This window comes from Actinomadura barringtoniae, assembly GCF_017573505.1.
Classification (GTDB): Bacteria; Actinomycetota; Actinomycetes; order Streptosporangiales; family Streptosporangiaceae; genus Spirillospora; species Spirillospora barringtoniae.
On sequence record NZ_JAGEOJ010000007.1, the window covers coordinates 287,086 to 299,495 of the forward strand.

20 protein-coding genes and 1 pseudogene are annotated in these 12,410 nt (G+C 69.0%); 13 read left to right on the forward strand and 8 right to left on the reverse strand.

All coding sequences use genetic code 11. The features are described from left to right. Window positions 1-72: 72 nt before the first annotated feature. The 4 genes from J4573_RS18975 to J4573_RS18990 all read left to right on the forward strand — a co-directional run bounded on the left by J4573_RS18975 (window position 73) and on the right by J4573_RS18990 (window position 2,797). Window positions 73-1,008 carry an LLM class flavin-dependent oxidoreductase gene (locus J4573_RS18975; protein WP_208257056.1) on the forward strand — a complete coding sequence of 312 codons (936 nt, stop codon included), beginning with the start codon at window positions 73-75 and terminating at the stop codon, window positions 1,006-1,008. After that, window positions 1,005-1,667, forward strand: coding sequence for an alpha/beta fold hydrolase (locus J4573_RS18980; RefSeq protein ID WP_208257057.1), 663 nt, complete (start codon window positions 1,005-1,007; stop codon window positions 1,665-1,667). Before J4573_RS18975 ends, J4573_RS18980 begins: the two co-directional genes overlap by 4 nt. A gap of 4 nt (window positions 1,668-1,671) precedes the next feature. Further along, entirely contained in the window at window positions 1,672-2,340 is a 669-nt protein-coding gene (locus J4573_RS56135) for a winged helix-turn-helix transcriptional regulator (RefSeq protein ID WP_208257059.1), read from the forward strand. Window positions 2,341-2,641: 301 nt separating this feature from the next. Further along, entirely contained in the window at window positions 2,642-2,797 is a 156-nt protein-coding gene (locus J4573_RS18990) for a hypothetical protein (RefSeq protein ID WP_208257061.1), read from the forward strand. A gap of 83 nt (window positions 2,798-2,880) precedes the next feature. On the opposite strand, the gene J4573_RS18995 is transcribed toward J4573_RS18990, so the two are convergent. Next, window positions 2,881-3,066: a hypothetical protein gene (locus J4573_RS18995; RefSeq protein WP_208257063.1), complete on the reverse strand. Its 186-nt coding sequence runs from the start codon at window positions 3,064-3,066 to the stop codon at window positions 2,881-2,883. Between the two features lie 137 nt (window positions 3,067-3,203). Between J4573_RS18995 and J4573_RS19000 the strand changes: the two genes are divergently transcribed. From J4573_RS19000 to J4573_RS19010, 3 genes are all read left to right on the forward strand, one after another. Then, window positions 3,204-3,656 (forward strand): NUDIX domain-containing protein, encoded by a 453-nt coding sequence (locus tag J4573_RS19000; protein WP_307796702.1) that lies wholly within the window; start codon window positions 3,204-3,206, stop codon window positions 3,654-3,656. 111 nt (window positions 3,657-3,767) lie between these two features. Further along, window positions 3,768-3,932 carry a hypothetical protein gene (locus J4573_RS19005; protein WP_208257067.1) on the forward strand — a complete coding sequence of 55 codons (165 nt, stop codon included), beginning with the start codon at window positions 3,768-3,770 and terminating at the stop codon, window positions 3,930-3,932. 65 nt (window positions 3,933-3,997) lie between these two features. Continuing rightward, window positions 3,998-5,950: a glycoside hydrolase gene (locus J4573_RS19010; protein WP_208257069.1), complete on the forward strand. Its 1,953-nt coding sequence runs from the start codon at window positions 3,998-4,000 to the stop codon at window positions 5,948-5,950. Here J4573_RS19010 and J4573_RS19015 read toward each other — a convergent pair. Further along, window positions 5,947-6,729 (reverse strand): oxidoreductase, encoded by a 783-nt coding sequence (locus J4573_RS19015; RefSeq protein ID WP_208257071.1) that lies wholly within the window; start codon window positions 6,727-6,729, stop codon window positions 5,947-5,949. The two genes, J4573_RS19010 and J4573_RS19015, sit on opposite strands and share 4 nt — an antisense overlap. Window positions 6,730-6,827: 98 nt before the next feature. Between J4573_RS19015 and J4573_RS19020 the strand changes: the two genes are divergently transcribed. After that, window positions 6,828-7,409 carry a TetR/AcrR family transcriptional regulator gene (locus tag J4573_RS19020; protein ID WP_208257073.1) on the forward strand — a complete coding sequence of 194 codons (582 nt, stop codon included), beginning with the start codon at window positions 6,828-6,830 and terminating at the stop codon, window positions 7,407-7,409. Between the two features lie 28 nt (window positions 7,410-7,437). Here the strand turns inward: J4573_RS19020 and J4573_RS19025 are convergent, their stop codons facing one another. Further along, window positions 7,438-7,815, reverse strand: coding sequence for a hypothetical protein (locus J4573_RS19025; protein WP_208257075.1), 378 nt, complete (start codon window positions 7,813-7,815; stop codon window positions 7,438-7,440). Window positions 7,816-7,978: 163 nt separating this feature from the next. Between J4573_RS19025 and J4573_RS19030 the strand changes: the two genes are divergently transcribed. After that, entirely contained in the window at window positions 7,979-8,785 is an 807-nt protein-coding gene (locus tag J4573_RS19030; protein WP_208257077.1) for an SDR family NAD(P)-dependent oxidoreductase, read from the forward strand. A gap of 2 nt (window positions 8,786-8,787) precedes the next feature. Here the strand turns inward: J4573_RS19030 and J4573_RS19035 are convergent, their stop codons facing one another. Next, a complete protein-coding gene (locus tag J4573_RS19035) occupies window positions 8,788-9,411 on the reverse strand; it encodes a TetR/AcrR family transcriptional regulator C-terminal domain-containing protein (RefSeq protein WP_208257078.1) in 624 nt (207 codons plus the stop codon). A gap of 79 nt (window positions 9,412-9,490) precedes the next feature. On the opposite strand from J4573_RS19035, the gene J4573_RS19040 reads away from it, so the two are divergent. Further along, a complete protein-coding gene (locus J4573_RS19040; protein ID WP_208257079.1) occupies window positions 9,491-9,904 on the forward strand; it encodes an ester cyclase in 414 nt (137 codons plus the stop codon). Between the two features lie 167 nt (window positions 9,905-10,071). Here J4573_RS19040 and J4573_RS19045 read toward each other — a convergent pair whose 3' ends face one another. Next, window positions 10,072-10,254, reverse strand: coding sequence for a hypothetical protein (locus J4573_RS19045; protein WP_208257080.1), 183 nt, complete (start codon window positions 10,252-10,254; stop codon window positions 10,072-10,074). A gap of 44 nt (window positions 10,255-10,298) precedes the next feature. Here J4573_RS19045 and J4573_RS19050 point away from each other — a divergent pair, with 44 nt between their 5' ends. Beyond that, window positions 10,299-10,604, forward strand: coding sequence for an MDR/zinc-dependent alcohol dehydrogenase-like family protein (locus J4573_RS19050; protein ID WP_208257081.1), 306 nt, complete (start codon window positions 10,299-10,301; stop codon window positions 10,602-10,604). Here J4573_RS19050 and J4573_RS19055 read toward each other — a convergent pair. The 3 genes from J4573_RS19055 to J4573_RS19065 all read right to left on the reverse strand — a co-directional run bounded on the left by J4573_RS19055 (window position 10,601) and on the right by J4573_RS19065 (window position 11,665). After that, a complete protein-coding gene (locus J4573_RS19055; protein ID WP_243773218.1) occupies window positions 10,601-11,029 on the reverse strand; it encodes a nuclear transport factor 2 family protein in 429 nt (142 codons plus the stop codon). The genes J4573_RS19050 and J4573_RS19055 overlap by 4 nt on opposite strands. After that, the gene (locus J4573_RS19060; protein WP_208257084.1) at window positions 11,004-11,267 is read right to left on the reverse strand and encodes a CD225/dispanin family protein; all 264 of its coding nucleotides are present in this window, start codon (window positions 11,265-11,267) and stop codon (window positions 11,004-11,006) included. Before J4573_RS19060 ends, J4573_RS19055 begins: the two co-directional genes overlap by 26 nt. Window positions 11,268-11,335: 68 nt before the next feature. After that, a complete protein-coding gene (locus J4573_RS19065; RefSeq protein ID WP_208257085.1) occupies window positions 11,336-11,665 on the reverse strand; it encodes a hypothetical protein in 330 nt (109 codons plus the stop codon). A 22-nt stretch (window positions 11,666-11,687) separates the two neighbouring features. Here J4573_RS19065 and J4573_RS19070 point away from each other — a divergent pair, with 22 nt between their 5' ends. Both J4573_RS19070 and J4573_RS19075 read left to right on the forward strand, forming a co-directional pair. Next, window positions 11,688-11,858 (forward strand): hypothetical protein, encoded by a 171-nt coding sequence (locus J4573_RS19070; protein ID WP_208257086.1) that lies wholly within the window; start codon window positions 11,688-11,690, stop codon window positions 11,856-11,858. 42 nt (window positions 11,859-11,900) lie between these two features. Next, window positions 11,901-12,341, forward strand: a pseudogene (locus J4573_RS19075) (DUF5753 domain-containing protein); the annotation flags it as partial. Between the last annotated feature and the right edge of the window lie 69 nt (window positions 12,342-12,410).

The following is a 12,410-nucleotide window of genomic DNA, read 5'->3' on the forward strand; positions in this document are numbered from 1 at the left end:
TCTCCTCGGTCCAGTTTCTTGATTTGGAAGCTAGTACTTCAAAAACAGGAAGTAAAGATCTACGCTGACGGCATGACGGAACAACTTCAGGTCGGCTTCCTGCTGCCGACCCGGGACCGGATCGTCCTCGGCGACCACGACGTGGGCCCCCTGATCCGGCTGGCGCGGCGCGCCGAGGAGCTCGGGTTCGACTCGGTGTGGGCGGGCGACAGCCCGGTGACCAGGCAGCGCGCGGACGTGCTGACGCTCCTGCCCGCCATCGCCGCGGTCACCGAACGGGTCACGCTCGGCACGGCGGTGCTGCTGCCCGCGCTCCGCCACCCGATCCCCCTCGCGCACCAGCTCGCCACGATCGACCGGATCGCGGACGGGCGACTGATCGCGGGCATGGGCGGCGGCTTCCCCAACCCGGCCACCGCGGCCCAGTTCGAGGCGATCGGCGTCGACTTCAGGACGCGGGTGAGCCGCCTGGAGGAGTCGATCGAGGCGATGCGGCGGCTGTGGACCGAGGACGCGGTCACGTTCGAGGGCCGCCACTTCCGCTTCGAGGACATCACCGTCGCGCCCAAGCCCGTTCAGCAGGGCGGCCCGCCGGTCTGGCTCGCGGGCGGCGGCGAACGGGCGATGCGGAGGGTCGGCCGGATCGCCGACGGCTGGCTCCCCTACCCGCCGCGGTGGGAGACCTATGTCGAGGAGCGGGCCGTCCTGCCGCCGAACGTCACGCCCGCGTTGTACGCGACGGTCTGTCTCGACGACGATCCCGAACGCGGGCGGAAGCGGCTCCGGACCAGCATCGAGCGCTACTACAACAACCCGCTGGAGGTCATCGAGTCGATCCAGGCGATGTACGCGGGGCCGCCCGAGGGCGTGCGGGAGTGGCTTGGTCGCTATGTCGACTCGGGTGCGCGGCACGTGGTCATCCGGCTTGCGGTCGACGACCACGAGGCGGCCCTCGGCGAGTTCGCCGAACGGGTCCTGCCTCTCGTCCGGGAAGGTGTGCGCTCATGACGTTCGTACTGGTGCACGGCGCCTGGCATGGGGCGTGGACGTGGGACCGCGTCGTTCCGCTGCTCGGGTCCGAGGCGGTCACCCCGGAGCTGAGGCTGAGCGGCGGCCTGGAGGACGACGTCAAGGACGTCCTGGCCGCCCTGGACGAGGTGGACGGCGAGGTGATCCTGGTCGGCCACAGCTACGGCGGCATGGTCGTACGGCAGGCCGCCGATCAGCGCCCCGAGAAGGTCGGGCACATCGTCCTGGTCGAGGGCTGGGCCGGACCCGACGGCTCGGCGCTCTTCGACCTGGCTCCCGAGTGGTTCGTGGACGGACTGCGATCGCTGGCCGGGGAGGACGGGGTGATCCCGGCGCTGCCCCCGCAGATGGTCGGCGTCGAGGACCCCGGCGACGTCAGGTGGCTGGAGGGGCTCCTCTGCCCGCAGCCGCTCAGGTCGTTCACCGAACCGACGCGGCTCACCGGCGCCGTCGACCGCATCCCCGGAACGGCCATCTTCGGCCGGGCCCAGACCCTGCCGTTCGCCGACCTCGGCCGGGCACTCGGCTACGAGGCGATCGCGATGGACGGACCGCACGACATGATGATCACTCACCCCGAGGCCCTCGCCGCGCACCTGCGCGGGATCGGGGACCGGCGGGCCGCGACCCTAGAATGACGACGTGGAACAGCGGTCGTACAACCAGTTCTGCGCCACCGCGCGCACCCTCGACATCGTCGGGGAACGCTGGACGCTGCTCCTCATCCGCGAGCTGCTGACCGGCCCGAAGCGCTTCGGCGACCTGCAGAAGAGCCTGCGCGGCCTCGGCACCGGCCTGCTTTCCGCGCGGCTCAAGCAGCTCGAACGCGACGGCCTCGCCCGCAAGATCACGCTGCCGGCCCCGGCCCGTACCCCTGCCTACGCCCTCACCGAGGCGGGCGAGGAGCTCGGGCCGGCGGTCATGGCGCTCGCCGGCTGGGGCATGAAGTGGGCGATGGGGGAGCGCCGCGAGAGCGAGACGTTCAACCCCGGATGGTCGGTGCTCGGGCTGCGGGCCTGCTTCGTCCCCGAGGCGTCCGCCGGGCTGCGCGCGACGTACGAGTTCCGGGTCGGCGACGAGATCTTCCACGCCGACATCGACGACGGCACGGTCGAGACCCTGCACGGACCGGCCCAGCATCCCGACGTCGTCATCGAGACCACCGAGGACGTTCTGGTCGACATGGCGGCGGGCACGGCGGGCCTGGGAGAGGCGCTGAAGAACGGCGCCGCCACCGCCGAGGGCGATACCGAACTCATCAAGCAGCTGGGCAATCTGTTCGTCTGGCCCGCCACGAAAGAACGGCATTGAAAAAGTCCCAGAAAAGGGGTTGACGGATCCGGGGCGTCGGTAGGTATTATCTCCGGCATGGAGTCCTGATTCCTTCGGTTGAGCACAGTCGCCGCTCCGCGCGACCCGCTCCCATCTCGCAGCCCTAGGGCACACCCGTATCGCTTCGTGAGCACACCCATGCGCTGAGCTTGGGCTCGTGCCGCGTTTCGGGCCGCCTCGGGCCCTGTCACCCTTTTCTTCGGTTCGCCGCGAGCTCTACACGTTCTTCACTTGAGCTCTATTCGGCGACCATTCCTGCCTGACCGGAGGTGGTTTCTTCATGCGTGCCAATGACCACAACGACGCCCTCGCCAAACTGGTGCAGAAGAAGGGCAAGAAGCGCAATTTCGAGCAGAAGTCCGCGGCGTTCAACCGCGGGGCGGGCCGCCGCAACGCACGGCAGATGCCCACCCGCCAGCTGAACCGAGGCCGCTGACCGCAGGCCTCCCGCGGCGACCGAACGGGGCCCGGCTCACTCCCCGAGCCGGGCCCCGTCCCCATGCCGTCCTGACGCGGAGGTCAGGGCGACTCGGACGCGTGGGTGGTCTTGGTGCCCGTCAGGTTCGACAGCGGGCTTTCGGGCGCCGGGATCGCGGCCCCCGCCGCGACCATGCCGAGCAGGAGCGTCACCAGGACGAGCCGCCGCCGCGTTCGCCCCCGGCCGGCCTCACCTGCGCCGTGGGTGTGTGCGTCGTGCCCGTTCATCGCCGGCCTCCTGCCCGATCGTTCTTTCCGTGTAGGCCTTCAAACTACGGAACGGCGGGCCTCCCTCACTACCGGTTCAGCACCCCAAGTGAGGGTGGGGTTACCCCCACCCCGATTGAGCTGCGATGCTCTTGCGCGTGCCGATTCCCAGAGCCGTCGCCGTGGTCGTCGACGGCCCCCGAGTCTTGATCATGAAGCGCTTTCGCGTCCGGGAGTCCCCGGCGGACTGCGCCTTCTGCACCAGCACGGATGCGGTCTGTCCCGGCCACCACTACGCGATCCTGCCCGGCGGTCACGTCGAGGAGGGCGAGACCGCCGAGGAGGCGGCCGTACGCGAGCTGACCGAGGAGACCACCCTCGAAGGGCGGATCGACCGCCTCTGGTGGACGGGCCGCCACAACGAACGGCCCGCCTCGTACTTCCTCATGACCGAGGTGACCGGCACCCCGTCGCTGTCGGGTCCGGAAGCCGTCGCGAACGGCCCGGGGAACACCTTCGAGCTGATGTGGGCGGAGGCGGGCGACTTCGAGGCGGTCAACCTCTTCCCCGTCGACATCCGCGAACCGCTCGCCCGCCTGCTGGAGGTGTAGCGGGCTACACCATCGTTTGGGGAGCACGCCCCGATGAGGGCGAAGGCCTTGGTCGACCAGGCTGGAGCCATCGCTTCAACCCCGCTTCAACCCCCAACGATGGAGACAGCCATGAAGAACCTGCTCTGGGTCGTGCTCGCCGGATGCCTCGCCGTGAACGCGTTCGTCAGCACCACGTCCGGCGGGGCCACGCAGCTCGTCATCAGCATCATCACCGGCGTGGGCGTGATCCTGTCCGGCGTGGGCCTGTGGATGCTCCGCACCCGCCGCTCCTAACACCTGCCGCTCTTAACGTTCAACGCTCTTAAGAAGCTCTTACGGGGCCGCCCCAGAGTGCGGGGATGGTTCGTACGAGATTCCTCAAGAGCACGGCGGGGGCGGCGGCGCTCGCCGGCCTGGCGTCGGCGTGCAACGCCTCGACGATCGCGAACGCCGCCAACGAGAGCAAGGTCAAGGTGGCGGGCCGCCAGGTCGTGGTCCCGCTGGCGAACGGCGAGGCCCGGGTCGACGTCGGAACGCTCGGCGTGACCGCGCGCACCAAGGACGGCCGCGGCACGGTTCTGTCGGATCCGGCGAACGGCCTAGGCGCCCCGGGCACGGTGTCGGAGAAGGACGGGACCGCCAGCTGGTCGTACCCGCAGAAGGGCCTCACGGTCACCGCCCGGTCGGAGCGAGGACGGCTGCTGATGGACGTGCGGTCGTCCCAGAACGGCGATCTCACCTGGCCGACCACCGGGACGGACAAGGCCACCTCGCGCCTGGCCGTGCCGACCTCCGAGGGGCTCGGAATCCCGGTGAACGATCCGTTCTGGAACTCTTCCAAGGGCAAGCTCGCGGGCGAGGACATCGCCATGGCGGGCGGGCTGACGATGCCGTTCTGGGGCTACAACCTCGGCTCGTACGGGGTGAGCTACATCGTCCCGACCGACATCGGAACGAACCTGAAGTTCCTCTCCCAGGGCGGGCGGCTGCACGGCCAGACCACCCACACGTTCGCCAAGGGAAACTCCACGCAGGCCTACACCGTCGCCTTCTCCCTCACCGACGCCTCGCCCGTCGCGTCCGCCACCGACTACCGCCGCTGGATGTCCGAGCACGGCCAACTCGGGTCGTTGCAGCGCAAGATGAAGCAGAACCCCGAGGTGGGCAAGCTGGCAGGGGCGTTCCACGCCTACCTGTGGGGAGACGCGCTCACGGCCAAGGGCGTGCAGGAAATGAAGCGCCTGGGCCTGAATCGCATGTGGCTCGGCTACGACGCCAACGACAACCCCATGAAGGCCGACGCCGTCGCAGCGGCCAAGAAGGCGGGCTACCTGGTCGGTCCTTACGACTCGTTCGCCAATGCCCAGGATCCGAAGACCGCCGACAACCCGTCCTCCAAGTGGCCCGACAAGGTCTACCCGGACGGCTGCGTCATCGACTACACGGGCAAGCCCAAGCCCGGCTTCGGAGGGCGAGGCTGCTACCTCAGCTCCGAATACCTTGCTCAGCAGGAGTCCGAGCATCACTACATGGCCGACCGTACGAAGGCCTTCACCGGCAACGGCGCCAACAGCTACTTCCTGGACGTGGACGCCGCCGGGGAGCTGTGGCGGGACTTCAGCAAGACGCACCCCATGACCGAGGCGAAGGACCGCGCCAACCGCGTCGCGCGCATGAAGAAGCTGTCCGATCGCTTCGTTCTGGGTTCGGAGAACGCGGGTGCCTGGGCCAACCAGGACATCGCCTTCGACCACGGTGCCCTCACCGAGTCGACCAACTACCTCTGGCCGCTGCAGAAGGACAAGGAGTACTGGGGCGCCTACTACCCCGACAACGCACCCAAGTTCTTCTTCAAGCCGATCACTCTGCCTGCGGACGCGACCAAGGGCATGTACGACCCCGCCTACCGCCTGCCGCTGTACGAGACGGTCCTGCACGACTCGGTGGTCAACCTGGACCGCTGGGAGCTGTCGTACTACAAGCTCGCCAACGTGCAGAAGACGAGGGCCCTGCTCGGGATGCTCTACAACACCCCGCTCAACTTCAACCTGGACGGCCCGACGTTGAAGCAGCACGGCGCTGAGATCGCCAAGCTGCAGCACTTCTTCGAGCCCCTGCACAAGGCCGCCGCCACCAAGCCGATGACCGGCTTCCAGTGGCTGACTCCCGACCGCCTCGTGCAACGCACGACGTTCGGCGGCGACGCGCTCACCGTGACCGCCAACTTCGGCAAGACCGCCTACCAGGGCCTGCCCGGCGGCTGCGTACAAGCGAACCTGCCCGGCAAGGCCCCGCAGCGCCTCTGCCCCTAGGCGGTCTTGATGACCCCGCCGTCGATGATGTGATCGGAGCCGTTCGTGCTCGCCGCGAGCGGGGAGGCCAGGTAGGCGATGAGCGTGGCGACCTCGTCGGGCTCGATGAGCCGCCCCGTGGTCATCCCCATCGTGGCGGGCAGGGCGGCCACCAGCTGCTCCCGTTCCATGCCCATGGACGCGGCGAGCCCGGCGCCGTAACCGTCGGACGACTCCCACATCGCGGTCCGCACGGGGCCGGGCGACACGGTGTTGACCCGGACCCCCTGCGGCCCGAACTCCTCCGCCAGGGCCTTGCCCAGCGCCGTCAGCGCGGCCTTGGCGGTGGTGTAGGGAACGGGACCCGCCTTCGGGAGCCGCGCCCCGATCGACGACACGTTCACGACGGCGCCGCCGCTCTCCAGCAGGCTCGGCATCGCGGCACGCGTCATCCGGACGGCGGCGAAGAGGTTGAGCCCGTAGATCTCCTCCCACTGCTCATCCTCGAAGGCGAGGAAGCCGCCGGCCGCGGCCCCGTCACCGCCGCCCACGTTGTTGACCAGCACGTCGAGGCCGCCGAGCTCGGCCAGGGCCGTCTCGGTCAGCGTGCGGACTCCGTCCGGGGAGCCGAGATCGGCCGACACCGTGATCGCGCCGGTCTCCTTCAGCTCGGGCGGGGTGCTGCGCGCCGCGGCGACCACCCGTACGCCCTCCGCCGTGAGCGTCCGCACGGTGGCCAGGCCGATGCCCTTGCTCGCGCCGGTCACCACGGCGCGCTTGCCGTTCAGCTGCAGATCCATGCTTCCTCCTGCGTCACTCAAGATGCGGCAACGCTATTACTTGCAACACTAATGACGCAAGTACGACTGAACAGGTGACTCTGCTGTACTGTTTTGGGGTGACGAACCAGCAGGTGCGCAAGCCTCTCCGCGCGGACGCCGAACGGACGGTCCGCACGATCCTGGACGCCGCCGAACGGGTCCTCTCCCGCGATCCCGCCGCCACCATGGAGCAGATCGCCGAGGCCGCGGGGGTCGCCCGCACCACCGTTCACCGGCGGTTCGCCACCCGCGAGGCCCTCATGGAGGCGCTGAACGCCTGGGCGACCGAGCAGTTCGGCGCGGCCATCGACGACGCGTTCTCCGAGACCGCTCCGCCGCTGGTCGTCCTGCACCGGGCGACCGCCAACGTCCTGCGCGTCAAGCTCGACTGGGGCTTCGCCATGAACCGGGCCGCTGCCTCGTCCGACCCGGAGATCGCCCGCGTGCACGCCGACGTCCAGGACAAGTGCGGCCGGGTATTCATCCGTGCTCGCGAGGAGGGCCTGCTACGGCCGGACGTCGACGTGGAGTGGGCGCGCCGCTGCTATTACGCCCTCATCCACGAGGTCACCCAGACCGGCTCGCCGGGAGACGACGTCGACGCCCTCACCACGCTGATCGTCGACACCCTGCTGAACGGCCTGGGCAAGGCCGCCTAGCTCTCACGCCGCTCGCGCCGCTCAGCTCTCACACCGCTGGGCGCTGGACTTGGCGGACCATGGTCACGATCGCCGCGACGAAGCTGCTCGCCATGAGCGTTCCGACGCAGACCATGGTGGCGCCGACCGCCCACAGGCCGGTGTCGTCGTCCGACCAGTCGTACGAGACGGCGAGGGTCAGGCCCGCGGTCACGCCGATGACCACCATCGCCGGATACCAGCGCCAGGCGGCGTAGGCCCCGCCCACGAGCAACACGATGACGAGCCCGATGACCTGCCACGCCTCGTAGGGGCCGGTTTCGCTTCCGTCGGGATGGACGGTGCGCTTCTGGTCCCAGCCGAGCCAGGCGGCGTAGTTCGCGACGGCGGCGGCAAAGGTCAGCAGGAGCGTCACGAGTCGTTTCATGCTTCCGAGTCTCGGCCCCGCTCCTGGCAGCGAGCATGAGCGCGCGTACTCAACTCGAGCTGAGTAGGAAGATTCTGATTGAAGCTGCAACCACATCGTCGTGGCCGGGGTTCCTGTCGTCGAGAGCCCACCGAACGGGTGGGCGCTACTGGATGAGAGACACATGGACCTGCAGCTTTCCGGCCGCGTCGCCATCGTCACCGGTGCGTCCAAGGGGATGGGACTGGCCATCACCCGCACTCTCCTCGAGGAGGGCGCGCGCGTCGTGGCCGTCTCGCGCCGGGGCACCCCGGAGCTGGACGCGCTCGCCGGCCCGGCGCTGGTGCACGCGACCGAGGACCTGATGGACCCCGAGGCCCCGGCCCGGGTCGTGCGGCGCGCCGTGGAGGCGTTCGGCGGCCTGGACATCCTGGTGAACAACGCCGGCGGCCCGCCGCCCGGCGTGACACTGCCGCGCTTCGGGTTCCTGACGCCGAACGACGACGACTGGCGCACGATGTTCGAGTTCAACCTGTTCGCGGTCGTGCGCGCGGTCCGCGCGGCGATCCCGGCGATGCTGGAGCGGGGCGGCGGCTCGATCGTCAACATCTCCTCCGGCAACGCCCGTCACCCCGGCCCGATGAACTTCGACTACAACGCCGCCAAGGCGGGGCTGAACAACCTCACCAAGGGGCTGTCGGAGGAGTTCGGGCCGCAGGGGATCCGCTTCAACACCGTCTCGCCCGGCCCGGTCCGTACGGCCTGGTGGACCGAGGAGGGCGGCGCGGCCGACGTGCTCGCGCAGGCGACCGGCGCCGACCGCCAGGCCGTCATGGACAAGGTCGCGCCGGAGATGATGAACCTGACGACCGGCCGGCTCGTCGAGCCGCAGGAGGTCGCGGACGCGGTCGTGCTGCTCGCGTCGCCGCGTTCGGCCAGCACCACCGGCTCGGAGTACGCGGTCGACGGGGGCTTCCTCAAGCAGGTCTGACCCTAAGCACGCGGGGCCTTGATCGAGGCGAAGCCCTCGGTCAAGGCATCCAGCGCGAGGTCGAACCGGGCCTGATGGTCGGCCGGGGTCCCGAGGCCGTCCGCGATCGCGGCCGCGACGTTGGGAAACTCCTCGGAGTCCAGCTCGGGCGCGGCCCCCGGCTCGACTCCGGGCGGGTCGACTTCGGCGAGGCAGTGCCCGGTGGTGAACATGGCGACCGTGTTGAGGACGTGGAACGACTCGCGCAGCCCGAACCCCGCCTCCCTCAGGACCGCCACGGCCGCTTCCAGGGTCCTCAGCGCGCCGGGCGTCGCCACCGGCCTGGTCGCGACGAGCTGCAGAACGCCGGGATGGCGGCGCAGCTCGTTCCGGAACGAGGTGGCGAAGTCGCGCAGCAGCGCCCGCCAGCCCGCCTGCGGGTCGACCGTGAACGTGCCCGTCATGACCCGTTCGACCAGTCCGTCCAGCACGGCGTCCTTGTTGGGCACGTAGTAGTAGATCGTCATCGCCTCGACGCCGAGCGCGGCGCCCAGTTTGCGCATCGACAGGCCCGCGACGCCCACTTCGTCGGCCAGCACCAGCGCGGCGTCCAGCACCCGCTCTCGCGACATCTTCCCGCGCGCCAAGAATCTCCCCTCACGGCTTGACTTTCTTACGCCGTAAGATACACCATGAGATCGTTCTTACAGCGTAAGAGGAGAGGTCATGAAGCCCATCGTGCAGGAGTTCTTCACCGCGATCAACGAGCGCCGCCCGGACGACCTCGGCGCCTCCATGGCCGCCGGCGTGATCGACCACAACAAGATCATTCACGGCGAGCCGGACGAGCCCGGCGCGGCCTTCGAAGGCATAAGAGCCCAGCTCGCGGCGTTCGACCCGTTCCACATCGAGGCCGAGGAGCTGATCGCCGAGGGCGACCGCGTGGTGGCCCGCGTGACGATGTCGGGCACCCATTCCGGCACCCATGTCCGCATGCCCGAGCCCACGGGCCGCAGCTTCCAGAACGAAGCGATCTTCATCTTCACGCTGCGGGACGGCAAGATCTCCGAAATCCGCGGCGTCAGCGACCGTCTCGGGCTCTTCTTCCAGCTCCGCTGGGACTGGCCCACCGTGGACTGACCCATGGAGCGACCTTTGCCCGCTCCCACGATTGCCCGTCCCCTGACTCCGGGCACAATCTTGCCCGTGCCCCTCTCGAGGGGGCCGGAAGCGTCGGCTGCTGACCCGGCGGGCCGGCGGGGGTCCCGAAGACCGCCGCACGCCCCCGGGTCGGGGCCGACCAAAAGCTAACCTTCCAGCGCCCGCCGGACCGCGGCGCCGATCCGATCGACGTCCCCGCGTTCGGCCTCGGGAAGCGGAGCACCGACCGACTCCCTCAGAGCCGTTGCCTCATCGAGCAGCCGCGCCGCCTCCGCCGCCTCGCCCGCCACGACCCTCGCCCCCGCCATGCCCTCGTACGCGAGCGCCACGGCAGCGGATCGCCGATCTTGCGAGCCGACGCGAGTCCCGCCTCGTGCAGCGCGAGCGCCCGCACCGCGTCGCCCTGGTCGGTGCGATCAGCGGCTACAACGACACCGAGCCCGCGCCCGGCCCGCGCAACCTCTTCCGCGCCGCCGCCCAGCGCCTCACCATCCGGGGCACGCTCGTCAACGATCACCTGCACTTCTTCCCGGAGTACATCGGCAAGGCCTCCGCATGGCTCGCGGACGGAACCCTGCGCACCACCGAGACCGTGACCGAAGGCCTGGAGAACGCCCCCACCGCGTTCCTCGGCATGATGCGCGGCGCCAACACCGGCAAGATGCTCGTCCGCCTCTAAAAGAACAGCCGCCCCGTCGGCTCCCCATCGCCCTCGTGCCAGTAGTCGCGTACCTCCGCCACCAGCCCGTCAGTGCCGAACCGCACGAACGCGCACCCCGCCAGCGTCGAGCCCTCACCCACCACCCGGAACTCCACCACGGCCCGATCCCCGTCCACGATCGGCGTCCCGAACCGCACATCGACAGCGCGATCCTCGGCGAAGCTCTCCCGCAGATACTCGATCAGTGCGGCCCGCCCCACATGCAGCGGCCGGAAAGGCATCGACCGATGAACGCAGTCCTCCGCATAAAGCGCGGCGATCGACTCCACATCCCCCCGCACCCAACCCGCTTCCCAAACCCGAGCAAACCGTTCAGCAGCCTCACGCCCATCCACACCCCCGATGCTGCCACGAGGATCAACTCCCCGACCCACCACCGGCATGAGCGAGCAGGGCGAGCACGCCCACAGCGAGGACGCTGACGGCCGACCAGATCGCCCAGTTCTTGGCCCTGCGCGAGTAGTCGTAGGCGCCCTGCTGATCGCCTGCCTGCCATTTCGACTCGACCTGCGCGGCGTAGACGATCGAGACGACGCCGAACGGGAGGCAGCAGAAGAGGGTGGTGAGGATTCCCCAGACGAGATGAGTCGGCGGAGGACCGCCGTAGGAATAGGAACTCATGACGCGTGCACACCTCCGAGGTGCGGGGAGAACGTCGGGTGTATTGACGCACCCCCGCGCCGCACGGTTCACGCGTGACTGTCATCGGCGCTCGACAGGTCACGGGTGAGGGCGACCAGGGCGGCGTCGAGGTCGTGGGCCGGTGCGATCGTCTGGCCGTCATCTGCCCGGCAGAGCCACCACTCGCAGTCGATGAAGTCGCATCCGATGTGCGCCGACCGGCGTTCCTTCCCGAGGTCGACCCGCACGACGAACAGCAGCCTGGCCCCGCGCGACTCGACGAAGCCGCCCTCAAGGTGCCGGCACGCGCACACGGCCGCGAGGAGTGCGGCGAGGTGCTCGTTCCTGCGGTTGGGCAATTCCAACATTGCTGTGTGCCTGGCCCTGTCGAGGCTCACGCGCTCACCTCTCATCGTGCGCGTGACGTTCAAGCGCTGCGTGCAACTCGGCAGGGCTGTTGGCGTCGAGCGCGTCGACCTCGTGTATTTGGTCGGGCGGCAATGGGCCTCGCAGCGCCCACCAAACGAAGATCACGCCGATCGGCTTGATCGGCACTTCAATCTCAATGGGCATTTCGGCCGTCTTGTTTGATATGCCCGAACAGCGCACGATCCTGATTGGTTCGCCGAGTACGCCAAGCACGAGGCGAAGGCGCTAGAGATCCGGTTCTTCCGGCTCTCGCTGATTCCAGGTCTCATTCAGACCCCCGAGTACGCGCGTGCGCTCTTCACGGGGGCGCGAATGGTCGAAAGCCTCCTCTACCGGCCGGTCGGCGGGCCCGAGGTCATGCGAGGACAGCTCGAAATGCTCCTGAAGGCCGCCGACCTGCGGTCCGTGACGATGCAGGTCATCCCACAGTCCGCCGGCTTCTACCGTGGGCTCTACGGTTCTTTCAACGGGCTGACCATGGAGAGGGGAGACCTCGCGTTCGTCGAGGCACCCGGCGGCAGGCTGATCCAGGGCAGCACGGAGGTTCGCGACTTCGGAGTACTTTGGGCCCATATCGGAGCTAGCGCCCTACCCCGGAACTCCTCCCGGGATCTCCCAGAGAAAGCACTGCAGCGGTACGCATGATCAACTGGCGGAAGTCCAGCCACAGCGGCTGGACGACGGGCTGTCGGTGACGAAGATCGTCGGCCTGTC